Annotated in this window: 18 protein-coding genes and 1 tRNA gene; 4 read left to right on the top strand and 15 right to left on the bottom strand. The window is 62.3% G+C overall.

Features of this window, described 5'->3' with window-relative positions; translation table 11 throughout:
• Positions 1-85 precede the first annotated feature (85 nt).
• From NKI96_RS23430 to NKI96_RS23415, 4 genes are all read right to left on the bottom strand, one after another.
• Complete coding sequence (locus NKI96_RS23430; RefSeq protein ID WP_023672122.1) at positions 86-328, bottom strand: Trm112 family protein; 243 nt, start codon at positions 326-328, stop codon at positions 86-88.
• Positions 329-358: 30 nt separating this feature from the next.
• Entirely contained in the window at positions 359-1,030 is a 672-nt protein-coding gene (locus tag NKI96_RS23425; RefSeq protein ID WP_352806408.1) for an LON peptidase substrate-binding domain-containing protein, read from the bottom strand.
• 134 nt (positions 1,031-1,164) lie between these two features.
• Positions 1,165-2,172: a thioredoxin gene (gene trxA, locus NKI96_RS23420; protein WP_352806405.1), complete on the bottom strand. Its 1,008-nt coding sequence runs from the start codon at positions 2,170-2,172 to the stop codon at positions 1,165-1,167.
• Positions 2,173-2,252: 80 nt separating this feature from the next.
• Positions 2,253-2,750, bottom strand: coding sequence for a prolyl-tRNA synthetase associated domain-containing protein (locus NKI96_RS23415; protein ID WP_023672125.1), 498 nt, complete (start codon positions 2,748-2,750; stop codon positions 2,253-2,255).
• 216 nt (positions 2,751-2,966) lie between these two features.
• Between NKI96_RS23415 and NKI96_RS23410 the strand changes: the two genes are divergently transcribed.
• Together NKI96_RS23410 and NKI96_RS23405 are read left to right on the top strand one after the other, a co-directional pair.
• Positions 2,967-3,041: transfer RNA gene (locus NKI96_RS23410), tRNA-Gly, on the top strand.
• Between the two features lie 323 nt (positions 3,042-3,364).
• Positions 3,365-5,392 carry an SAM-dependent methyltransferase gene (locus NKI96_RS23405; protein ID WP_352806402.1) on the top strand — a complete coding sequence of 676 codons (2,028 nt, stop codon included), beginning with the start codon at positions 3,365-3,367 and terminating at the stop codon, positions 5,390-5,392.
• Between the two features lie 20 nt (positions 5,393-5,412).
• Here the strand turns inward: NKI96_RS23405 and NKI96_RS23400 are convergent, their stop codons facing one another.
• Positions 5,413-6,093, bottom strand: a complete 681-nt coding sequence (locus NKI96_RS23400) for a redoxin domain-containing protein (protein ID WP_023672127.1) — start codon at positions 6,091-6,093, stop codon at positions 5,413-5,415.
• 19 nt (positions 6,094-6,112) lie between these two features.
• Entirely contained in the window at positions 6,113-9,397 is a 3,285-nt protein-coding gene (locus tag NKI96_RS23395; protein WP_023822320.1) for an adenylate/guanylate cyclase domain-containing protein, read from the bottom strand.
• Between the two features lie 290 nt (positions 9,398-9,687).
• Between NKI96_RS23395 and NKI96_RS23390 the strand changes: the two genes are divergently transcribed.
• On the top strand, positions 9,688-11,451 hold the full coding sequence (locus NKI96_RS23390) for an adenylate/guanylate cyclase domain-containing protein (protein WP_023687631.1): 1,764 nt from the start codon (positions 9,688-9,690) through the stop codon (positions 11,449-11,451).
• 20 nt (positions 11,452-11,471) lie between these two features.
• Here NKI96_RS23390 and NKI96_RS23385 read toward each other — a convergent pair whose 3' ends face one another.
• From NKI96_RS23385 to NKI96_RS23375, 3 genes are all read right to left on the bottom strand, one after another.
• Complete coding sequence (locus tag NKI96_RS23385) at positions 11,472-12,845, bottom strand: hypothetical protein (protein WP_031195611.1); 1,374 nt, start codon at positions 12,843-12,845, stop codon at positions 11,472-11,474.
• Positions 12,845-13,366: a GNAT family N-acetyltransferase gene (locus NKI96_RS23380; RefSeq protein ID WP_023685080.1), complete on the bottom strand. Its 522-nt coding sequence runs from the start codon at positions 13,364-13,366 to the stop codon at positions 12,845-12,847. Before NKI96_RS23380 ends, NKI96_RS23385 begins: the two co-directional genes overlap by 1 nt.
• 137 nt (positions 13,367-13,503) lie before the next feature.
• Entirely contained in the window at positions 13,504-14,325 is an 822-nt protein-coding gene (locus NKI96_RS23375; protein ID WP_023685079.1) for a hypothetical protein, read from the bottom strand.
• Between the two features lie 301 nt (positions 14,326-14,626).
• Between NKI96_RS23375 and NKI96_RS23370 the strand changes: the two genes are divergently transcribed.
• Entirely contained in the window at positions 14,627-16,042 is a 1,416-nt protein-coding gene (locus NKI96_RS23370) for an adenylate/guanylate cyclase domain-containing protein (RefSeq protein ID WP_023692889.1), read from the top strand.
• Between the two features lie 15 nt (positions 16,043-16,057).
• Here NKI96_RS23370 and NKI96_RS23365 read toward each other — a convergent pair whose 3' ends face one another.
• From NKI96_RS23365 to NKI96_RS23340, 6 genes are all read right to left on the bottom strand, one after another.
• Positions 16,058-16,537, bottom strand: coding sequence for a class I SAM-dependent methyltransferase (locus NKI96_RS23365; RefSeq protein ID WP_023672134.1), 480 nt, complete (start codon positions 16,535-16,537; stop codon positions 16,058-16,060).
• 147 nt (positions 16,538-16,684) lie between these two features.
• On the bottom strand, positions 16,685-17,866 hold the full coding sequence (locus tag NKI96_RS23360; protein WP_031249370.1) for an ABC transporter permease: 1,182 nt from the start codon (positions 17,864-17,866) through the stop codon (positions 16,685-16,687).
• Positions 17,863-18,861: an ABC transporter permease gene (locus NKI96_RS23355; RefSeq protein WP_023672136.1), complete on the bottom strand. Its 999-nt coding sequence runs from the start codon at positions 18,859-18,861 to the stop codon at positions 17,863-17,865. The genes NKI96_RS23360 and NKI96_RS23355 overlap by 4 nt, the downstream gene beginning before the upstream one ends.
• Before the next feature lie 2 nt (positions 18,862-18,863).
• On the bottom strand, positions 18,864-20,762 hold the full coding sequence (locus tag NKI96_RS23350) for an ABC transporter substrate-binding protein (RefSeq protein WP_023736728.1): 1,899 nt from the start codon (positions 20,760-20,762) through the stop codon (positions 18,864-18,866).
• Positions 20,759-22,654, bottom strand: coding sequence for an ABC transporter ATP-binding protein (locus NKI96_RS23345; RefSeq protein ID WP_023672138.1), 1,896 nt, complete (start codon positions 22,652-22,654; stop codon positions 20,759-20,761). The genes NKI96_RS23350 and NKI96_RS23345 overlap by 4 nt, the downstream gene beginning before the upstream one ends.
• A gap of 152 nt (positions 22,655-22,806) precedes the next feature.
• Positions 22,807-24,147: an adenylate/guanylate cyclase domain-containing protein gene (locus tag NKI96_RS23340; RefSeq protein WP_023672139.1), complete on the bottom strand. Its 1,341-nt coding sequence runs from the start codon at positions 24,145-24,147 to the stop codon at positions 22,807-22,809.
• Positions 24,148-24,183 lie beyond the last annotated feature (36 nt).

The raw sequence follows: 24,183 nt of genomic DNA, 5'->3' as shown, positions 1-24,183 counted from the left end.
TGCCGGCAAGGGCAGAGGGGGGCGCGAAGGATCGCCAACAGAATGGCTTCTTAGGCTGAGGTCCGTTTGAACCACCCCTGGCCCTTCAGCCCGGCCCACCCAATCGCGGCGGCGACAGCACGTCTTCCGCCGAGATAGTCCGCGCCTCCGAGGGCAGCATGATCGGGATGCCGTCGCGCACGGGATAAGCGAGCTTGGCAAGCCGCGAGATCAACTCGCCGCGCACCGGGTCCCAGGCCAGCGGCCCCTTGGTCAGCGGGCAGGCCAGCAGCTCCAGCAATTTTGGATCGACATTGACCGACTTGCCGTCACGCCCATCCGCAGCCATTGGATCCCCCTTCAGCCATCGGCTCAGCCCTTATTGCAGGCTGGAACCAAAGTCCTCATTCTCGCGCGCCAGCGCCATTTCGGTGATGGCGATCAGCGTCTCCGCGCGGGCTTTCAGGTCGGGCGCCTCCAGCAGCGCCTGTTTCTCGGCCGGTCCGTAGGGCGCCATCATCGACAGCGCATTGACCAGCATGGTGTTCTCGGCGCGGCTGACGCTTTCCCAATCGGCTTCGAGATCGTTGGCCTGCAGATAGGCGCGAAACGCTTTCAACAGCGCCGGCCGGTCGATCTCGCTTGCCGCCTGGTCTTCGGCGAGATCGGTGAGGAACGGCGCCAGCTTGCATTGCCTGAACGGCGTCTTCACCGGCAATTCGCTGGTGATGCGGAAACGGCAGACGCCCTGCAGCGAAATCAGATAGCGGCCATCGCCGCTCTCGGCCATCGAGATGATGCGCCCGGCGCAGCCGACATTGCACAGTTCCGGCTCGCCGTCGGCGCGCAACGCGCCATCGAGGCTGGGCTGGATGATGCCGATCAGCCGCGCGCCGGCGATCGCCTCATCCACCATCTGGAGATAGCGCGGCTCGAAAATATTGAGCGGCATGCGGCCACCGGGCAGAAGCAGCGCACCGGCAAGCGGAAACACCGGGATGGTCGACGGCAGATCCTTGCCGACCCGGTAGTATGCGTTTCCGACCTGCACTTAAGTCCTCCGATCGCTTCGTGGCATGCGACCCACCGCAGCCCGGCATCTTCAGCATCGCCCTAATCTGGCGCAGCCGCCGCCGGCCGCAAGGCCCGACAGCCGTTCCGCCGGTAATTTCGCCGGCAAACGGCTCAGGAAAACAGCAGCGACGACAATTTGCGCCGTGCCGCCAGCGTCGCCTCGTCGGTCATGCCCCAGGCCTCGAACAGTTTCAGCAACTGCGCCCTGGCGCCGTCCTCGTTCCACGTGCGGTCGGCTTTTATAATCGCCAGAAGATTGTCGGCCGCCGCATGGCGCTCGCCCTTGGCGTTCTGGCTCATGGCGAGGTCGAAACGCGCCTGGTGGTCGCCGGGATTGGCGGCCAGTCGCTGCTCGAATTCAGCTGGATTGCCAAGTGCTGCCGCTTCCGCAGCCAGCGTCATCTTGGCACGCAGCGCGGCAAGTGCCGGCGCATTCTTCTTGGCCTCCGGCGCCGTTGCCAGCAGCGCCTCGGCGCCGTCGCTGTCGCCGGCCTCGAACAGAAGCTCGCCCAGCCCGGCAATCGCCTCGATCGTCTCCGGCGCCTGCGCCAGGATGGCGTCGTAAATGTCGGCTGCGGTCTGCGCATCGCCCGCCGCATGCGCTTCCGCCGCCGCGGCCAGTGCTTCGGCGACGGGCGGCGCGCCATTGCCCTTGCCGCCGACCTTGGTAATGAACTCGGCAATCTGGCTCTCGGGGATGGCGCCCATGAAGCCGTCGACAGGCTGGCCGTCCTTGAAGGCGATGACCGCCGGGATCGATTGGATGCCGAGCTGGCCGGCGATCGAGGGATGATCGTCAATGTTCATCTTGACCAGCTTGACCTTGCCGCCGGCGGCCCTGATCGCCTTTTCCAGAAGCGGCGTGAGCTGCTTGCAGGGCCCGCACCACGGCGCCCAGAAATCGACCAGTACCGGCTGTTTGCGCGATTCCTGGATGACGTCAGCGGCGAAAGTGGCGGTCGTGGTGTCCTTGATCAGCTCGCCAGCGGCAGGTGCTGCGCCGGGTGTCGGGCCAAGTGCCGACTTGGCCGGCTCGGCGCCGCCATATTGCACGGAAGTGATGTATTGGCCCGAATTGCCGCCGAATTGGCCGCCAAACGGATTGTTGTTGTCGCTCATGTCGTCGCCCTTCCGGTCGCGCCCAGCGGAGCAGCGCGACGTCCTTAACTAGAGGTCAGTTTTCGCCATCCATGTGGCGATCAAGCCGAGACTTTCAAGATAGCAGCATCATGTCCGGTTGCCTCGACGAATCTGATGAGGTCGGCGGACGCGATCGACGTCGTCGCCTCATTGGTCAGCGGATGCGCGTTGACTGTCGCATGTGCTATCAAATCCTGGTCGAGCACCACTTTGACCCGTCTTTCGGTGTCGTTGATCAGCCCGAACACGGTGACCGCGCCCGGAATGACACCGAGCAGCTCCATCAGCATCTCCGGCTTGCCGAACGACACCCGGCCGGCGGCGCCGATCATCGTGTGGATCTGCTTCAGGTCGACGACCGCCTCCTCGCCGACGCTGACCAGGAAGAAATTGTCCTTCTTGTCCTTGAGAAACAGATTTTTCGTGTGCCCGCCCGGTATCTCGCCGCGCAGCGACTGCGAATCGGCCACCGTATAGAGCGGCGGATGGCGCACGGTCGACACTGATATGCCGAGATCGGCAAGAAAGGCGAAAAGCTCGGCTTCGGTCTTCGGCATTGGTGGTCTTCCCCTGTATCGGCGCGCGACAAAGCCGTTTACGGCCAATGATGCCGCCGAGACAAGACCGTCATGCGGGAAGTCGATGAACCACCCGCGTGGCCGACAAGGTTCCGCCAAGCGATTTGGCGCGACCAAAAAGCCCGTCATTTCCCTGTTGCAATCGCCGCGCTCTTCAGCCATATAGGCCCGGCTTGCGGCCAAAGGGCCGTGTGAGCGGGTGTAGCTCAGGGGTAGAGCACAACCTTGCCAAGGTTGGGGTCGAGCGTTCGAATCGCTTCACCCGCTCCAGTTTCCTCTAGGGGAATCAAGCGATGAAGAGGCGCCTTTCGGGGCGCCTTTTGCTTTTTCCAGACCGGCGATGTAAGCGCGTTGCGGGACACTTGTTCTCCCTCAGAACCAGGCGCGGGTAGTACGGCGTGGCGCATAATCCCTTGGTTTCCAGTTCGGCGAACGGCGGCAGCGCATCCGAAGCGCTTGCTTGGCTGGCGTTGCGGAACGCCGCGTCCGAATGCGGCTCAGGCTCGCGCTTGGTCGACCCGCAGCCCCTGCGCGCACTCCCGGCGGGACGCAAGTGGGCGCATGAGATTGCCAAGGTAATCTTCGATGGCCTCATGGCAGGAAGCCTGTCGGTGCCGGCACAATTGGCTGCCGGATGGGCGAGGTTCGGCAGCGCAACCACCGCATTGATCATCGAACTCGGCAAGGACTGGGACAATCCCGCAGCGGCTCGCCGCGTCCAGTACCAGCTTGAGCAAATGCTTCTCGAACCCGACGATCTTGCCACGCCGCGCAGGCTGGCGCGAACGCTCGGAATTCGCGTCGACGCTCGCAATCCGACCGCGACCGAACTGCCGGAAGGCATCGATCAGATCTATGCCCATCTGATGCTGGATGGCCGGATCGAGGCTGTCGTGCAGTTCGGTGCACTCGGGACGGTGACGAGCGATCATTGGATTGAATTGATCCTGGATGTAGTGCCTGCTGAGCGGCTTGCGGGAGGATCGCCTGGACCGCAAAAGGGCGCCGGCGCGACCACGTCAAACACGCCTGCAGCCGAGGTATCGTTTGCCATGGCGGGAAGCGAGCCCGATCAGGACAGCCACTTCGGCAAACTCGCGCAATTGGCCGCACAGGCGCATGACCTGGTTCGGTCGAGCGCTGAACCGTCAGAGCCTGTTACGCCGCGCCGCGCACGGGTCGCGGACAAGCACGACAAGGATCGCACGGCGTTCTGGAACAGCTATTTCGCGACCGAGGATCCGTGGAACTACGGTTCGTCCTATGAGCAGGAAAAATACGAGCGCCAGCTCGAAATCCTGCCTCCCGGTCCCATCGGGCGGGCGCTCGAGTTGGCCTGCGCGGAGGGCCACTTCACGCGGCAGCTGGCGCCTCGCGTCGGCCATTTGACCGCAACCGACATTTCCGCCATAGCCGTCGAGCGAGCCCGCGCCCGATGCAACAATCAGGCGAATGTCGAGTTCGGCGTACTCGATTTCGCTGCCGACACGCTGCCGGGTGAGATGGATCTGATCTTCTGTTCGGAGGTGCTCTACTATCTGGACGATCTCGCCGAGTTGCGGCGCATCGCCAAGAAATTTGCCGAGGCGTTGGCGCCTGGCGGTAGTTTCATCAGCGCACACGCATTCGTGCTGCGTGACAATGTCGAAAAGACCGGCTTCGACTGGAACACATTCGGTGCCCAGGCGATCTCCGAGACGCTGGCAGCGACCGAAGGCCTGGTGCTCGAGCAATCGATCCAGACCGAGCTCTACCGCATAGACCGCTTCCGCCGCCTATCGCCGGGCGATGTGGCGACGGACCCGGTGATCGATCATGTGCCGATCCGCGCGCCCATCGAAATCGGCGTCGCGCGAAATATCGTCTGGGGTGGGGCGCGAGCCTTGCGCCGCGACGTCGCACGTAACGAGCAGCGCCGGCATATCCCTGTCCTCATGTATCACGGCGTTGCCGATGAAGGTCCGGCCGCGCTCGCTCGCTTTCGGCTCACGCCCGCCGCATTCGCCAGCCAGATGGGATGGCTGCGCGCCAATGGCTTTCACGCCATTGGCTCCGAGCAGCTGGAAGCATCCATCGCCAACCGTCAGCCTTTCGTCGGCCGCCCGGTGCTCATCACCTTCGATGACGGCTTCCAGAACTTCGCCGACCATGCCTGGCCGATCTTGCGCGCCAACGACCTGAACGCGGAAGTGTTCCTGGTGACGGACCTGGTGGGCGAAAGTGCAAAGTGGGACACCGACATCGGTCCGCCGACGCCGCTTATGGGCGCCGGGACGGTGCGACGCCTCGCTGCCGAAGGCGCCTTCTTCGGCAGCCACATGGCGACGCATCGCGCCATCGATGGTCTGTCGAGCGCTGACCTGGCCGCCGAGCTCCTGCGCTCTCGTCTGTTCATCGAACGCTGGACCGGCCGTCCAACCACGGCGTTCGCGGCACCCTTCTCCGTCACCGACCGACGGCTTGGCCGGCTGGCCAGGGAGTGCGGCTATCGAGTAGGCTTCGGCCGCAGGCACGGGCCGGCGGACCTCGATAGCGATCTCATCGACCTTCCGCGCATCGAGATTCGCGGCGACCGCTCGCTCGATGACTTTGTCGCCACTGTGGAGGCCGTGCTCGGATAAACGGTGAACTTGTCAGTTCATTATTGGGCGACTTGCGACACGGCTGACATCAGCTCCTTCGGGTTTGGGGCGCCAAACATGTATCGCCCACCCTCCGGGACCTCCGTGAAGCTCCAGCGGACGATCCCCTGCCGGTCCAGCAGGAACTGACCAACCAGTTGTCCGTGTCCCGTGGCCATCATCTGCTCGTCGGCTTCGGTCAGTTCGTAGTGGTCCTTCTTGTCGAGGATTGCGGCGGCTGTCATCGGATCCATGGGACCGGGCAATTCGCCAGGTATGTCGACCCGCATGTCCTGTGCCGCTGCCATCGCGACCTTGTACGGCCAGTTCGTCTCGTTCTCGGTGAATTCGAGATTGGGCAGTCCAAAAGCACGATGTGAAGCGCGTTCCGGGTCCGACGCCGCAAGCAGGTTCGGCATTGGATGGTAGCGGAAATAGAGCCGCGCCCGTTCGATCGGCGTGTTGACCACCGTCAGGCTCTCCACGCCCTTTTCGCGCAGCTCCGGATCGAGACGCGCCTGAGCGGCGATGTGGCGCCGGCAAAACGCACAATGCAGACCTCGAAACAGGCCGACCAGCACCGGTTTTTGCCCGCGAAAGTCGTCAAGCGCAATCTTGCCTTCCTGGGTAATGGCGTCGAGTATCAGGTTCGGCGCCCGGTCGCCCGGTTGAAGCGGTATCAATCCACTAGGCGCGGACATGTCCAACCCCCTATCCCGGCTAGTCGAGAAAAGGCAGCACCACAAGCGCTTCCGGGTCGAGCCCGTGCTGGGCGCATATACCCTGCGCCAGGGAAAAGTAGCGTTCGGCCTCGGCCAGATTGTCGAGGTCGAGATTAAGCGTTGCGAGTCCATCATAGCACGGAAACAGCAGTTGGGGCTCGCCCGTTTCGCGGGCTACCTCCAGTGCTTCGTGGAACAAGCCGATCGCCAGTTCCGGATGGCCGTTGCACTGGTGGATCTGCCCAAGCACGATCAACGGCACTGGCAGGTGCTCGCGCTGGTCGAGCGCCCGGTCAATCTCGATGGCCTTGTCGGCAGCAGGCACGCCCTCCGTTGGACAGCGATCCGTGAAAGTACAACAAGCTACCGCCAGATTGGCGAGGAGGCGCGCCTGGAAACCCAAATCGCCAATACGGCGCGCCACTTCAAGACCGCGCCGACAGACCTCCATCGCCTTCGCCGGATCGATGGTCGTGTAGAGCACCCCGAGATTGGTGTAGCCGCGGCAGGCCGCGCCCAGCAGACCGGCGGCTTCGGCCAATTCAATGCTGCGCTCAACCTCACGCACGGCTTCATGGTTTCGCCCAAGGCGAGCCAGCGCAACAGCCTTGGTATTAAGTGCCTCGGCGGTCACGAGGGTGGCATCATCGGAGACATGTTCCGTTGTCAGAGAGCGTACGCAATCCAGCGCCGCGTCTGCCCATTTTGCCGCGAGAGTGTGATCTCCGCTGCGGAACGCCTGTCGGCCACGTTCTTGCCAGAGATGCGCCTGCTCGATCGGGGCATCCGCTCCATCGAGGAGCGCTGCCGCTTCAGCGTAGCGCGATTCCGCGTCGTCCCGCTTGCCCACGTCCCAAAACAGCCGACCGATCTTGCGCAAAACGCGCGCCGCCGCGACACGATCGGCTGACTCGCGATAGGCCTGCAGCACCGCCTCGTAGTGGCGGTGTGCAATCTCGCGGCGGCCTGCCGGGCCGCTCAAATCGGCAATGCGCTCTGCAATTGCCAGTTTGAGCGGTGTTTGCCCGATCGCGCCCAACGCAGTCAGTGCTCGCTCGTAGAAACGAAGGGCGTCGTCATTGGCGTATATCATGCGAGCGCGATCTCCCGCCGCCTGCAGGTAATGCGCGCCCCTCTCCCGCTCGGCGCTCTGAGCGAAATGGTGACCGAGCACGGCCAGATCTTCGAACCGTTCCGGCTTGTCGCCGCACAGTTGCTCCAGGGCGGCACCTACCCGGCCGTGGATGTCGGTCCGGCGTTGCAGGAGCAGATTCTGGTAGATCACGTCCTGCAGCAATGTTTGTGTAAAGCGGTAGCTTTGCGACGAGACCGAGCCTGATCCGGCAACTTCCTCGATGATTTCCGCATCGCAAAGCAGTTCGCAGCCCGCTTCCAGTCGGCCGGGGTCGGCTGCCACGGCTTTCAGAAGCGTGGCATCGAAGCGCGGGCCGATTACCGCGGCTTCCTGGGCCAACCGGCGCACCCCTTGCGGCAGCCGGTCGACGCGAGCAAGCAACATTGCCTGGATCGTGGCGGGGATGCCGGTTGCGACTTCGCCTGCCACGGTCCGCCATTGCTGGCCCTCGCGCACCAATACACCGCGATCGATAAGGCCGCGAACGATCTCCTCCAAGAAAAGCGGGTTGCCGCCCGCGCGCTCGAGGATCTGGTCGAGAAGCCCTCTTGCGGCGTTTACCCAGTTATCGCCGAAAAGCGCCGCCACCAGGCGGCGTCCGTCATCGCTGTCGAGCGGCGAAAGCCTGAGCGCTGTGTGGCTGACCCGACTTGAGTCGAGTTGGTCGTTGTCCGACGCCGGACGATGCGTGACCAGCAACATCAGCCGCGTGCGTTCCAGTCTGTCCATCACGAAACGCAGTGCCTCGAGCGAGACGGAGTCGGCCCAGTGCAGGTCTTCGACGACAATCAACAGCGGCGACAACGCAAGCCGCCATTCCATGATTGTGCGGACCGCGTAGAGAATTTGCCGCCGCAGCTGCTCGGGCTCGACATGCTGCAAGGTGGCATGGGGGTCGCCGAGGCCAAGCACATGGTAGAGCAAAGGCATCAGCCGCTTCGCCTCCTCGCCCTGCAGGCCGAGATCGGCAAGCAAGGCTGCGAGCTTGCCCCGCATTTCGTCCCCATTGTCGTTTTGCATCATCCCGGCAGCGCTGCGCACCACTGCACCCAAGGCGCCAAATGATTGTTCACCCAGCGGTGAGCACGTGGCCTGCCGCACGGCGACGTTGCGAAAACGATCCTCGTCGCCGACGCGGGCGACGAACTCCTTCACCAACCGCGACTTCCCGATACCGGCTTCGCCGACGATGCGGACAAGCTGGGCCGAGCCGCCGCACGCCAAGTCAAGGCTCGCCAGCATTCTGTTGAGCTCCGCATCACGACCTATTATGGGCGCACTGAGGCCGAGCGCCTCGAGCCCGCGCGCTGCACGCGGCGCCGCAAGCGGTGCATCCAGTCGGTGGACGAGCACACTGCCAGCCTTGCCGCGAAACACGACATCGCCCAGCGACTCGTACGAGAAGGCATGCCGGGTCAGCCTGTGCGTGAGTTCGCCCACCAGCACCTCACCCGGTGCAGCCAGCGATTGCAGGCGTTGCGCCGTATTCACCGTGTCGCCGGTCACCGAATAGGATTTGGCGGTGCCGATGCCCAATCCGCCAGTAACGACCGGACCCGTGTTTATGCCTATGTGGAGCAGCAGCGGCGAGCCGGAGTGGCGGGTGCTTTCACCGAGCCGCGCCGTCCGGGCGATCATGTCGAGAGCGGCTCGAAGCGCACGTTCCGGATCGTCCTCATGCGCGACCGGCGCACCGAACAAGGCGAGCAGAGCGTCGCCGATGAATTTGTCGACGAAACCACCAAAGCCTTGCACGGCCGCCGTCAATTCCTTGAACAGTTCGTTCTGCAGCGCCTGCATGACCTCGGGGTCGAGCTGCTCGCTGAGTGTCGTGAAGCCGCAGAGATCGGCGAACAGCACCGTTACCGTTCGTCGATCGGCGTCGGAGACGGAATGCGGCCCCTCTTCGCTTTCGATGTTCGGCGACGGAGCTCGAGAGGGCTGCGCAATGGTGCGGCTTGGTGTCGGAGCAGGCCGTTCGGCAGCTTTTGCGGACGCACCGACGCTTGCCCCACATTTAGGACAGAATTCGAAATCAGGTGCGCAGGCGTAGCCGCAACTGGCGCATGGCACGGGCTGGCGGCGGCCACACTTCGGACAGAAGGCGTAACCGCCCTCGATCTCGAAACCGCAGCCCGAGCAGTTCATGGACACCTCACCAGAGCATGATGCCGAAGAGTGTGAAGCGGTTTTCGGACGACATCATGCTCTATCTCTTTGACCTTGGGCCATGACGCGTGATCTCGCCACGCTCGTCACGGCCGGGGTATTCACAAGGATGAACCGATAGTCGTCAACCGGCAAGCGGCAGCGCAAATGGGCATCGGTCTGGGTTCGGCGGTGGAGCACTGCCGATACGGGCGGCCGCGTGGCCGTGATTTGCGAAAATTCCCTCGTCCCGCCGTCTTCCTGCTATGATGGAGATGAGGAGGCGACCCATGAGCGAGAACCGTAAGCTGGCCGCAATCCTGGCTGCAGATGTGGTCGGATACAGCCGGCTCGCGAGCGCGGACGAAGATCGTACCTTGGCGCGGTTGCGGGCACTGCGCAGCGACCTGATCGATCCGATCATTGCAGTGCACCACGGGCGGGTTATCAAGCGTACCGGAGATGGGGCACTGGTTGAGTTTCGCAGTGTGGTCGATGCCGTGCGCTGCGCCGTTGAGATTCAAAACGGTATGGTTGAGCGCAATGCCGGCGTACCGCAGGAGCGCCGCATCGAGTTCAGGATAGGCATCCATCTGGGCGACGTGGTCGAAGAGAGCGATGGCGACCTGATGGGTGACGGCGTCAACATCGCCTCGCGTCTGGAGGGCGTTGCGGCGCCCGGCGCCATCTGCCTGTCCGAGGATGCCTATCGCCAGGTCAAGGCCAGGCTTGACCTCTCGGTCAGCGATCTCGGCAGCACACAGCTCAAGAACATCGCCGAGCCGATCCGGGTGTATTCGCTGCAGGTCGGCGCCGGGGCCAAGGTGGCCGTGACCTCGCAAACCCCGACGAGCCCTCCGGCTGCGGCAGCGCCGCCGAAACTGTCGATCGCCGTGCTGCCGTTCGCCAATATGAGCGGTGATGCCGAACAGGACTACTTCGCCGACGGCATCTCCGAAGACATCATCACGGCGCTGTCCAAACTGTCACAGCTCTTCGTCATCGCTCGCAATTCGTCGTTCATCTTCAAGGGCCAGAACGTCCATGTGCAGGATGTCGGCACGAAGCTCGGCGTGCGCTATGTCCTTGAAGGCAGCGTACGCAAGTCGGGGAACAAGGTACGCATCACCGCGCAGCTCATCGATGCAATCTCAGGCGGCCATCTTTGGGCGGAGCGGTTCGATCGCGATCTGACTGACATATTCGCCGTGCAGGATGACGTGACGCAGCACATCGTCGGTGCGCTGGCGCTCAATCTGACCGAGGATGACCGTCTGCGGCTGGCGCCCGAACACCAGCGCAACCCGGAGGCGTATGACTGTTTCCTGCGGGGCCGGGAGCTGTGGCACCGGCTGACGAAGGACACGAACGTCGCGGCCCGCGAGCTCTTGCAGCGGGCCATCGAACTGGACCCGAAATTTGCCTCTGCCCACGCTTTCCTAGCCCTCACGTACGGGCTCGATTACCTCAACAGGTGGGGTGCGTCGGACTCGATGGCGCAAGCGGAAGAGGCAGCAACGCGAGCGGTAACGCTGGATGACAGCGATCCCTGGGCGCACTGGGCGCTGGCATCGGCCAAGCTTTACACACGGCGGCACGATGAAGCCATCGGCGAGGTCGAGCGCGCGATAGCCCTCAATCCGAACTTCGCCGAAGCGCACGTCGCCCGCGGCGAGGCGCTGTATTATTCGGGTAGACCCGCGGAGGCGCTAGAGAGTTTCGCCCGGGGAAAGACCTTGAATCCATACTTTCCGGATGTGCTTCTGCACTTCCAGGCTTTGACATCGTTTCAACTGGGAAGGTACGAAGAGGCCGTCGACCTCTTGCTGCAACGGCTGGCTCGCAACGCTGTCACCGACGTCTCGCGTGCGCTTCTGGCCGCATGCTACGGCCATCTGGGCCGTTTGGAGGAGGCCCATACGGCATGGCAGGACCTGCTTCGCGTCAATCCCGCCTATTCGCTGGAACACCGTCGCAAGGTCTTGCCTTACAAGAACCCTGCCGATTTCGAACTGATGGTAGAGGGGCTCCGCAAGGCCGGCGTGGTGCAATGACGGGCTAAAGCCCGGCCGGATCAGAGGCCCGAGGCCCGGCCGATCTTGCGCCATCGGGCGTTTTCGCGAACCGGTTTCAGGTCATCGGTCGTCTCGGCAAATGTCCGCAACCGGTATTGCCGCAGCAGGTCCGGGAACAGCGCCCCTTCCGGCAGTCCGGCAAGCTGCTCGCGGACCGAGATCTTTTCATCGATGACCCGCATGCCCCAGGCATTTTCCCGAACCTGCAGCTCGGCGGCCAGATCGCGCTCTTCTGGCGCGTTTTCATCAAGCGCAGCCAGCAGGATCGAGTGGAAAAGCGCGACATAGCCAATCTGTCTCAGGCCGCCCACAACCCGCACGCGCGGCAATATGGCAAGGGCAAGGAACATCAGGAACAAGTCCGGCAAAAGCAGGCCGTCCAGCAGTGCCTGCTGGAGATGCGGCCGCTCGAACGGGATGGAAAGACCATGCGGCCTGTCAGGCTCGATCAGCCGCCCGTTCTCGAGGACGAGCTTGCGCACGCGCTGCTCGCGGATGCCCCAGAAATAGTCCGTGGCATTGGGCAGGAACCTGCCAAATGGGCCCGATGCGGCTTCTTGCAAGGCATGGTCGAGACGCCGGCGCCTTGCGGGCTCGAGGAGCAGCCTGGAAAGAAGGCTGCCTTCATCTTCCAGATGCCGCGACACGACAGTCGCGGCCAGCCTATCATCGATGAAAACCGGCCGAGCCATGCCGGAACGATCCCAATCGGCGACCAGATCCTCGTTGAGTTCTGTCAGCGCATCGGCGGCGGTTGCAAAGACCTTGTCCTGGCTGGCAAGCAGCGTGCCCAGCCAGCTTCTGGCATCCGTCTCATTGCCCACCGTTTCGAGCGCGCGCCCGTTGAGGGCGACGGGACCGGCCGCGCAGGCGCTTTTGCGGCACAGTTTGTGGCGCCCCATGCCAAACAAATTGACCTTGTCGTCGCCGACATCGAGCCATCCCGGCCCCTCCCGGCCGGTTGTCTCCATGGTCATGGTCGTTCCCATGAAGCCGAAAAAAGCCGACAGCCTGTTTTCGACCGCGCCGAGCCAGGCAAGCAGCAGGGCATCGAAGGTGATGCGATCCATCAGAAGCAGGCAGTGCAGGCCGGACTGGATAACCGGTCTGTGGTCGAATTCGTTGAGGGCCTTGCCGATCGCTTCAGGCTGCATGATCGCACCGAGGCGCTGCTGCAGGACGTCGCGCAGGATCGAGCGGGCAGCAATCGACGGGGCCGATCCAGGCCTTGCCACCGGCCGCCACAGATGGCGGGCATAATCGGAAACCGGTGCATTCCAGTTCTGCTCGATGTCACGCACGACCTCCGGGCAGAGCAGCGACAGCACGGCCAAAATGTCCACCGGAGGGGCAAGGGCAGGGACGGTGGTCATCAGAACCGCAGCCGGGCCATGCTCAGGAGGTCGTGGTACTGCCCGTCGGTAAAACCGGCCTTCACATGCCGGCCTTCGACCTCGAAGCCATGGCTTGTGTAGAGACGGATGGCCGGTTCGTTGTCGGCATAGACAGTCAACTCGACCCGCTTAAGGGCGCGCCAATTGTCGGCCACGTCAAGCAGCGCGCCTAGGATGGCAGAGCCGATGCCTCTGCCGACAAAACCATCGTCAAGGCCGATATTGATCTCGCCGATATGCGAGCGGCGCGGCGAACCCTGCGCGACCAGGCTGCCATGGCCGACAACCTTGCCGTCCAGCTCCGCAACGATCCAGGTGGTTTCCGGGCCGGACTTGGCGATGCGCCGCTCCACCTGCTCCACCATCTCGAACGGCATCCTGAGCGTGCCCCAGCGGAACCCCGGCATATTGAAGATAGCGCACAGCGCCTCGGCATCGCTTGGCCGGACGGCCCGGAGCTGCGGCTGGATTTTCTCGGATAAGGAGGTCGTGCTGGTCATGGCTTTTCCGCCTAACGCAATTTCAGGAAAAGTGTGAGCGGTTTTCCGTCCGGAATTGCGTCAGAACAAAGCGACAGAGGCAATATGCCCGGCACGATGCACCGGAGGTCACCTGAAAATCCAGCCGTCTCTGCGACCTATGCCGATTGCGCGGCAAAATGCCGGGGGGCGGCGCAGAGTTTGAGGATACCGCTGATGCCGATCCAGCCGAAAAGGGCGAGCCAGCACAATGTCCCGGCCGCCGTCCAGTCGATCCGGTGCACGGCAGCGTCGGTGATGAAGAGGCCAAGAACAGCAAGCAGGCCAACCAGAAACTGCGCCAGGCCGAGCACCAGCAATTCCTCACGCGGTGCACTTCTCCAGACGAGATAGGTGCCGCCGGCGCCGGCGAGGAAGATGGCGCTGTAGACCTGGGCGTGGAAGGCATCGATCGGCCATGGCCAGAAACCACCGAATGTCAGGGGAAACAGCAACAGGCCGACGCCGTAGGCCCCGAGGATCGTCATTTCCACCGGTAGGTAGGCGCGCCATGCGGGGTTCAAGATCACGCCTTTTGCAGAAGGGCGGGCCCTTGCCCGCCACAGGAACAGCCCGGATACCGCGGCTGACGCAAGATAGACCAGAAACCAGAGCCAGGGGGCTTTGCGCTCGAAGTTGAAATAGCCAAGGTTGATGAACGAAGCCGCCGACACGATGACGGTGAAGATGAAGGCCATGACCAGCACAAGCCTGCCGGGCGACCAGCGATTCCAGACCAGCAGCGCCGCCATCACTGCCATTTCGGCGGTGTAGAAGCCGCCGAGGAAGCGGGCATTGAACGGCGTGACGGCCCAGGGCCAGCGCGGCTTGACCAGCGCGGGCGCGAAAAACAGGCCGGCCCCGACGATCAGGACGATGATGACCCCCGCCGAGAAAAGGCGCAGGGCCGCCGGAAATGGCGGGTTGTCGCGTGTCGGCATGGAGAAAACCCCAGAGATGAATGCCCCATGGGCTATCATAGTTTGGAATTCAACAAATGGAAATTGACCTGTCACCAGGCTTGTCCATTCGAATGGCCGTACGGTCCGTTTCGCAGTATGATGGAGCGTTCGGGTCGAAGATCGGTTCGGCCAACACGCCTAGAGCCGGATGATTTCAGGTCTGTCCGACCTGAAATCTGAATCCGCCTCTAAATCAGGAAATAGAGCATGATGTCGTCCGAAAACCGCTTCGCACTTTTCGGCATCATGCTCTAGCGGCGCAATTTCCGGAGCCTGCACGATGACCGAAGCTCAGGATCTGTTCTCGCTTCTGCGGCAATCGACCGATGTCGATCCGCAGGCAATCGACGCAATCCGGCAAACCATCGCCGAGGGCAAGGACCGCGAACTTTGCCGCATCAATGCGCTGGCCTTCGCCAGCAAGCGTGGCCTCGACGAGGAACGCACCATAAGCGCCTTTCTCCATGCGGCGCGGGTGGGCATCTTCGACATTTCCTGGAATGTTCTGTGCCCCGGCTGTGGCGGCGTGCTCGACACCAACGCCACGCTGAAAACCATGCAGAAGGACGAATACACCTGCGCGCTGTGCTCCCAGGGCTATTCGCCGACCCTCGACGAGATGGTCGAGGTGACATTCACCGTCAGTCCCCGCGTGCGCAGGATTGCCGCCCACAATCCACACGAACTGCCGTTGGTGGAATATTACCGCCAGATCTACTGGGCGTCCGGGGCCGATCTGCCGGACGAGGATCTGGCGGAAAAGATGGAAGCGTTCTCGCTGGAAGATATCGAGCTTGCGCCCGGTGAAAAGGCGGTTCTGCACATCCAGCTTCCGCCTCAATTCATCATCATCTTCGAGCCGGTCACGCATTCGGCCCAGTTCATCGACGCGAAGGGCGAACCGGCAAAAGAGCGGCGAAACCTCTCTCTGGCCTTCGACCGCGACCATGTCCAGAGCCAGACGCTGGAGATGCAACCCGGCCCATTGCGCATTTCGCTGGAAAACAGGACCGACACGCGCGTGCTGCCGACGGTCTTCATCGCCTGCCCGGTATTGCATGATTTCCTGGGCAAGCGCCGGCCCTTCGTGACCGCCAAGCGCCTGCTCACCAACCAGACGTTCCGGGATCTCTATCGCACGGATACGCTCGACATCAACCAGCGCCTGAAGATCACCAGCCTGACCTTCCTGTTCACCGATCTGCGCGGATCGACCGAGCTTTACGAGCGGGTGGGCGATCTTTCAGCCTTCGATCTCGTACGCGAGCACTTCCAGGTTCTGCACGAGATCGTCGCGGCGGAGGCAGGGGCGGTTGTGAAGACGATCGGCGATGCGGTGATGGCGACCTTCGCGACGCCTGACCGTGCGATTGCCGCGGCGCTGCGGATGCGCGACGCCATGCGGGCGCTCAATGACAAAAGCGGGCGCGAGGACCTTCTGCTCAAGATCGGTGTTCATGCCGGCCCCTGCATAGCCGTGTCCATGAACGAGCGGCAGGATTATTTCGGCCAGACGGTCAACATTGCTTCGCGGGTCCAGAACCTCGCCAACGCACAGGCGATCTTCGCCACGCGTGCGGTGGTCGACGATAATCTCACCGCCGATCTGTTGCACAGGAACGCGCTGACGCCCGTGCCGCACGAGGTCTCGCTGCGCGGCATCGAGCGGGAGATTGCGGTTTATACGATCCCCTGAAGAGTTCTCTACCGCTCACACGCGCTTGCAGAGGAAATAACGGTCGGCGGGCTCCGAAGTGGGCGCCGGGAGGTGTTGCAGCAGCGGGTGATCGAGCGGCGTGCCACTGACCGCGAAGCCGCCGACGCGAAGCAGGCTCGCAATCAGATCGGGAAGCCAGGTAGCGGTCACTGCATCGCGATCGTCATAGCCGGTGCCGATGTCGGCATGAACAAGGGCGGCTTCGATGCCAATGAACTTGCGGCCCGTCTCGCGTATTTCGCCGAGCACGAGGTTTTCAGCTTCGGGAATTGAGCTAGTGTGCGCGCCAACTTCGCGGTCGAACACCACGATCCGGCGCCCGGGCAGAAGCTCGCGCAGATGGTGGAATGTCCTGCCATTGCCGAGGCCGAGTTCAAGCACAAGCCCCTCCATCTTCGCCACCTCGGGGCAGATTCGATTGAGAATGTCGCGCTGCGCGGTCATCCTGCTGATGAAATTATCGAGGCGACTCATATGCGATTGTGTGTCCTGAACCAGCAGCCCCGATCGAGGCTTGCTGCATATAAAGGCGAACGACGAACCCTGCAATAACGCAACCGGCCACCGACAAGCGTCATACCGGGTGGAGTGTTCGGCAGGCCGCGCGGTGGAACAGCGATATCACTTGTAGGGGTCTGCGGCGTCCCGCAAGCCGTCGCCGAGGAAGTTGAACGCCATGATGACGAGGATGACCGGCAGCATCGGCAAAAGCAGCCATGGATAGAACGCGATCACGCTGACGCTGCGCGCCTCGGTGAGCAGGATGCCCCAGCTGGTTATCGGCGCCCTCAGGCCGAGCCCGAGGAAGCTCAGCGCCGTTTCGCCTAGGATCATGCCAGGGATGGAGAGCGTCGCCGTCGCGATCAGATGCGACATGAAGCCGGGAATGAGATGCCGCCTGATGATGCGGCTGCTCCCGGCGCCCATCAACTGCGCGGCCAGAACGTAATCCTCCTCGCGCAAGGCCAGAAGCTTTGAACGCACGGCCCGCGCCAGTCCGGTCCAGTCGAGCAGCCCGAGGATGACGGTGATGCCGAAATAGATCAGGATCGGACTCCAGGTTATCGGCATGATCGCCGCCAGGGCCAGCCATAGCGGAATGCTGGGAATCGATTGCAGGACTTCGATTATCCGTTGGACGATCAGGTCGAAGATACCGCCGTGATAGCCGGCCAGCCCGCCGATGACGATGCCGAGCAGGAAGCTGAAACTGATGCCGACGAGGCCGATAGTCAGTGAAATGCGTGCGCCATAGATCATGCGTGAGAGCACGTCGCGCCCCAGCCTGTCGGTGCCGGCCAGAAAGAGTTGGCCGTTCTCGGCAGGACAGACAAAATGCCTGTCACCTTCGATCAGGCCCCAGAACCGATAAGTGTCGCCCTGGCAGAAGAAACGGAGCCGCTGAACTTCGTCGTGGTTCTCGATGTAGTTCCGCTTGAGCGTGTCCATATCCAGCGTCATCTGGCGGCCATAGACGAACGGCCCGACGAACTCGCCATTGTGGAACAGATGCACGTGCTGCGGGGGCGCATAGATGTAGTCCATGTTGCGCGAGTGCAGATTGTAGGGCGCCAGGAACTCGCAGATCAGTATCCCGGAATACAGCACTGCCAGGAATATGCCGGATATAAGCGCAAGCCGGTGTTTGCGGAATTTCCACCACATCAGCCGCAACTGCGATGCCTGAAAGACCTTCGATTGCTCCGGCGTCATCGCCTCGACCGACTGCAGGTCGAAGGGCGCGCCGGAAATGTAGTGTTGCAGTGGAGCACCCGGAGCGGGCAGCGGCGAGTCCTGCTTCATTTGGTGCTGCCACCCTGCAAACGAATTCGTGGATCAAGCAGCGCCAGCGCCAGGTCGGAAATCAGCACGCCGATAACCGTCAGGAAGGCGAGGAACATCAGGAATGACCCTGCCAGATACATATCCTGGCTTTGCAGCGCCTTGATCAGCATCGGCCCGGTCGTTTCCAAAGACAGAACGATAGCCGTGATCTCAGCGCCGGAGATGATGGCCGGCAGGATCGAGCCGATGTCGGAAATGAAGAAGTTGAGTGCCATGCGCAGCGGATATTTGACCAGCGCCTTGAACGGATGAAGGCCTTTGGCGCGCGCCGTCACGACATATTGCTTGTGCAGTTCGTCGAGCAGATTGGCGCGCAGCCGCCGGATCATGCTCGCCGTGCCGCCGGTGCCGATGATCAGGACCGGGATCCAGAGATGGGCGAGGATCGACTTCGCCTTGGCCCAGCTCATCGGCTCGCCGAGATATTGCTGGTCCATGAGATGGCCGATGGAGGTGCCGAACCAGATGTTGGCGAAATACATCAGGATCAGCGCCAGCATGAAATTCGGAATGGCAAGGCCGAGAAGGCCGAAGAAAGTCAGGCCGTAGTCGCCCCAACTGTATTGATGCGTGGCGGAGTACATGCCGATCGGAAAGGCGATGAGCCAGGTGAAGATGATCGTGACGAAGGAAACCAGCACGGTCAGCCACATTCGGTCGCCGACGACGTCGCGAACCGGCAGCTCATATTCGAAGGAATAGCCGAAATCGCCGTGCAGCATCCCGCCCACCCAGTAGAAGTAGCGAATGACCGGCGGCTGGTCGAAACCATATTCCTTGCGCATCATCTGGATGCGGTCGGAATCCACCGCTTCGCCCTGGGCCCGAAGCTCGGCGACATAGCTGTCGAAATAGTCGCCCGGTGGAAGTTCGATGATGGTGAACACCAGCGCCGATATGACCAGCAGCGTTGGAACCATCACAGCGATGCGCCAGACAAGATATCGAAGCACGCTCAGGAGCCTCCAAGCCAGAATGTGTCCGGCATGTAGACACCGAAATAGGAGGTCGGGTCGTAGCCGTAGAGTGCTTTGTCAGGCAGGTTGCGCAGCCGCGAGGATACCAGAATCGGCTGAAGTGTTTCGTTCACCGTACCGATAGAGAACACCTGATCGGTGTAGATCGACAGCATCGAGTTCCAGATTTCGGCGCGCTCGCTGGATTGGGTCGATCCGTTCCAGCGCTTGAGCAAAGCCATCAACTCGACCACTTCAGGAACATCGGGCGCCTCACCCATCTTGCCATGCGACAGATAGTAAGCGCCCCAGAGCGGCCATTGCAGCTGGTCGTCGATGGTGGGGGCCAACTGGTATGGATTCATGTCGGCGGTCGGCACGCCATTGTCGATGCCCGACGACATCGACATCAGGATCTGGCCGCCCAGCGCGCGGCTGCGGAAGATGTCGCGCTGCGAAGTCCGGATGAACAAAGCGATGCCGATCTTGCGCCAGTGATCAGTGATGAGTTCGAGCGCATCAGTTTCCAGCGTGCTTTCGCCGGCCGTTTCCACGATGATCTGCGCCGGGCGTCCATCGGGAAGTAGCCGCAGGCCGTCATCGTCACGGGCCTGAAGGCCGACCTCGTCAAGCAGGGCATTGGCCTGGTCGGGATCGTGGGCGACCCAGGCTTTCGCGAATTCCGGCCGGTAGAGCGGGCTCTCCGGCAAGACCGTGTCGGCGCTTTCCTGCGCCAATCCGTAGAACACGGCCATGTTGATCTCGCGCCGGTCCACAGCGAGCGAAAGGGCGCGGCGCACGCGCACGTCACGCAAAAGGCCACGCCACACCGGGTCGGCACAATTCAGATTGGGCATCAGCGCCAGGCGCGAACCCTGTGTGCGTTTCCACAGATGCATCTTCACCGGGTAGCGCTTCTCCGCGTCCTTCAGGAAGGAGTAATCGCTGAAGTCGATTCCCATGCATTGCAGGTCGCTCTCGCCCGCACCGGTCTTGGCGGAGATGATCGCCGACGAGCTGACATTCATGATGATCCGGTCGACATAGGGCAGTTGCCGGCCGTTCTCGTCTGTTCGATGAAAGAACGGGTTGCGCTCGAAGATGAACTGCTCGGCCGGCGGCTTGGTCCGGTTCTGCCAGGGGTCGAGTGTCGGCAGATCCGGGTTCTCCGGGCGATACTGCCGCGACATGCGGATGTGCAGGAGCGTCCATTTTGCGGTCCGGTTCTCCTTCATCAGGCCGGCGAGCCGGAATGGATCCTGATATTTCTTGTGGAACTGCTTGAGATAGGCGGCCGGCAAAACAAGCGGTGTCGGCGAAGCAGCGGCAAGCTTGGGCAGGAAGTCGGGATTGGGCGCATCCCAACTGTAGCGCACCGTCAACGGATCGACGATCTCGAAACGTGGCGGCTTGCCGTCCGCCAGCAGGGCAGGGGCGAGCCCGCCCTGCGAAAGCTCCTCGTTCAGCCACACATCTTCCCAGCAATAACGAAAATCCTCCGGCGTCAGCAGGCTGCCGTCTGACCATTTATGGCCTTCCCGAATCTTGAACGTGAAGACGCGATCATCCTTTACGTCGAAGCTTTCGAGAATGTCGGCTTGAAAGTTAAGCTTTTCGTCATAGCCGACCAGCCGGGAATACCCGTAGATCGTCATCATCCGGATATCTTTCTGGCTGCCGATGATCGTACGCAGCGTGCCGCCATACTGGCCGGGCTGCCGGCCCATCGCGGCGAGGTTCAACGCGCGCGGGCTTTTGGGCAGGCGCTCCGCGAGTGGCGGCAGAGCCCTGGCTTTCAGCTGCGGCTGAAGAAAATCCGGCTCCAGATCGCCGGCGCGCGCCGTGCCCGGCAGAAATGCCGAAGCCATGAGACCAAGGACAGTGCGGCGGCTGATCAATGGCGTAACTCGCTGACATCGGCCGAACGTCGGGCCAGCACGAGATGGCCGCCGCCGAGATCGAGCGGCGACAGCATATCCTCTTCGCCCTCGTCGCGGAATTGCGGGCCCCATGCGCTGGTGTCGGAAGCGCCGCCGAGCTTCAGCGTCTTGAAATCCATCGGCCGGTCGAGATCGGGGAAGGGGACTGCGGCGAGCAGTGAGCGCGTGTAGGGGTGGATCGGTTTCCTGAGCAGAATTTCGCGCGGTGCAAGCTCGACGATACGCCCGCCGCACATCACCGCGATGCGGTCCGCCATGTAGTCCACCACCGCCAGATTGTGGGATATGAACAGGTAGGTCAGGCCCAGTTCCTTCTGCAGGTCCTTCAGAAGGTTCAGGATCTGCGCCTGCACGGAGACATCGAGCGCCGAAACCGGCTCGTCGCAGATCAGCAGTTCAGGCCCCAGCGCCAACGCGCGCGCGATGCCGATACGCTGACGCTGCCCGCCGGAGAAGCTGTGGGGATAACGCTGGATGAAGCGCGGATCGAGCCCGATTGCCTGCATCAGGCTCTTGACCGTGGCTAGCCGGGACGCGGCATTGCCACGTTGATGGATTTCCAGCGGCTCGCTCAAGATGTTTTCCACGGTCATGCGAGGCGAAAGCGACGAGACCGGATCCTGGAAAACCATCTGGAGTTTCGCCCGCAGCAAGCGCAGGGCGTCTCCCTCGGCTTCCAGGACGTCGATCGGTCCGTCGCGGCCGTTGAAGATCACGGAGCCGCCGGTAGGGGTGACGGCCCGCATCAGGATCTTGCTGACGGTGGTTTTGCCGCAGCCGCTTTCGCCAACCAGGCCCAGGCACTCACCTCGCCTGATGTCGAAGCTGACGCCGTCCACGGCGCGAACAGAGGTCTGATGGCTCCCGCTGAACCATCCGGAGTTGCGGATGGTGTAGACCTTTTTCAGATCCCTGACCGACAGCAGAATGTCGTCCGGCCCCTTCGCTTCCGGCGCCGTCTGCTTGCCCAGCAGGGTCCCGACATTCACCGGCACCTCGCGGAGCGCCTTCAGCCTTTCGCCAGGCTTCAGGTCGAAATGCGGGACGGCTGCCATGAGGCCCTTCAGGTAAGGGTGGCCTGGCCGGCGGAATATTGCCTCCACAGGGCCCGCTTCCATGATCTCGCCATGGTACATGACCACCACCTCGTCGGCGACATTGGCAACCACCCCGAGGTCGTGCGTGATCAGCAGCATTGCCATGTTGAGCTTGGTCTGAAGCCCGCGCAGCAATTGCAGGATTTGCGCCTGGATGGTGACGTCCAACGCCGTCGTCGGCTCATCGGCGATCAACAGAGCGGGCCGGCAGATAAGCGCCATGGCGATCATGGCGCGTTGCCGCAATCCTCCCGAAAGTTCGAACGGATACATGTCGTAGGCGCGCTTGGGATTGGGGAACCCGACGAGGCCGAGCATTTCCTCGGTCCGTGCCTTGCGCTCCGTCCGATCCATGTGCGTATGAATCTGCAGGGATTCGCTGACCTGGTTGCCGATCGTGTGCAGCGGCGACAGCGATGTCATCGGCTCCTGAAAGATCTTGCCGATGCGGCTGCCTCTCAACGCCCGGATTTCGGGTCCGTCGCGCGGCATCTGCAGGATATCCTGCGTCGTGCCGGGCTTTTTGGGATCGGAAAACAGGATACGGCCGCGAACATGGGCCGTGTTCGGCAAGATGCCCATCACGGCCTGGCTGAGAACCGATTTTCCGGAACCGGACTCACCGACAAGTGCGGTGACCTTGCCGGGCAGGACGCGAAGATTTGCCCGCCTGACGGCATGCAACGGTCCCCCGACAATGGCAAAAGAGATGCCAACATCCTCGATCCGCAGCAGATCAACGCCTGCATCCATTCCCACACCAGCCCCAATCTGGCGCCTCCCGACCGGCCCCAAAAAAGCAAGACTAGCGCATTGTCAGCGCAGAGCAACTTGGATTCGAAACGAATTCCCCGGCGACCGGCGGCCGGACAGCATACCAGGGCGTCCAGATCGGATGGTGGTGACTACTGGAGCTTCCTCCGGTCGCCCGCCGACAGCCGCGCGGCATCGCGATGAAGCAGCATGACCTGCTCGGCGTCCGATATCCGATCGTGAAACGGCTGCAGCGCAGCGTCTTCATCGAGTGCGAGAGCACCCGACAGATCGGGTGAAAGCACCGTCAGCTTCTGCTTGCTGCCCGCCAGTTCCTCCTCGCCGAGCGTCAGCCAACTGTTGGCCCCGCAATAGCCGGCGAAGTCCTTGCTGGCGAGAACGCTGTGCGGATATTTCTTGGTCAGGGTCTGGAGACGCTGGACCTCGTTTACAGCCGAGCCGAAGACCGAGAATGTGAGTCGGTCGGTAAGCCCGACATTGCCGAACATCACATTGCCGACATGCAGGCCGATACCAAATTTTATGTCGCCCAGTCCTTGCTCTTTTCTGCGCAGATTGAGCTCCATCATGCGCATGCTGGCCTTGTGCGCAGCCGCAAGAGCAGCCTGGCAGGCGATCTCTGACTGCGCGCGGTGCCTTTCGCAGGGGTAGACGGCAATGAATCCATCCCCCAGGAAACTCATGATCTGCCCGCCTTTGCGATTGAATGGTGCTGCGATGGCATCGAAAAACTGGTTCAGCGTATCGATATAGACTTCGCGGCCGGAGGTTTCGGCGAGCCTTGTCGACCCGCGCATATCGCCCATCACCAGCGCGGCCCGGATTGTGTCGCCCTCGCCGCGCTTGATCTGGCCGTCCAGCACGCGCCTGCCGGCGTCACCGCCGAGATACGTGGTCATCATGTTGTCGGCGAGCTTGGTGAGCACCGCCATCTTGCTTGCTATGGCGAGATGGTTCTGGATCCGCAGCAGCGCCGAAATCATGCTGTCGCTGAAGCCTGAAGCACTGTCGGTGGACCAGGACCCCAACATGCCCTGACTTGTATCGCCATTGAAGGGATGGACGAAAGCCATGTAATCGGTGACGCCCATAAGCCTGAGCTCATCGAAAACAGGAAACTCCGACCGCACCGACGGGTCGAGCCGGCGCCGCAGATGGTCGAGCTTGTTGCTGAGCAGATGGTAGTATGGGCTGGTTAGGAATCTGTCGGAATGGACGCCGTTCTCACTCCGGAAGCCTTCCACTTCCAGGCCTTGGCCGCGAATCCAGGTGAAACCGAGCGCGTCATAAAGCGGATGCAGCATCGAAAAGCTCAAATGCACCCGCTTCAGCGGCAGGCCGGCAGCAGCCAGCCGTTCACAAAAACCCTTGACCAATGTTTCCAGGTCGTCGCCCGCCAGCGCCGATTGGGTCAGCCAATCGGCAACCTTATCCATGAGAATGTTGGAAATTTCTGCTTGCGCTGTGCTCATGCTATCTCGAAACCCGTCGAAGACGAGCCATCTCCT

Origin of the sequence: Mesorhizobium sp. M0292 (assembly GCF_040321695.1) — a bacterium.
Lineage (GTDB): Bacteria > Pseudomonadota > Alphaproteobacteria > Rhizobiales > Rhizobiaceae > Mesorhizobium.
The sequence above is the reverse complement of the archived record's forward strand: the minus strand, read 5'-3'. Positions and strand labels throughout refer to the sequence as shown.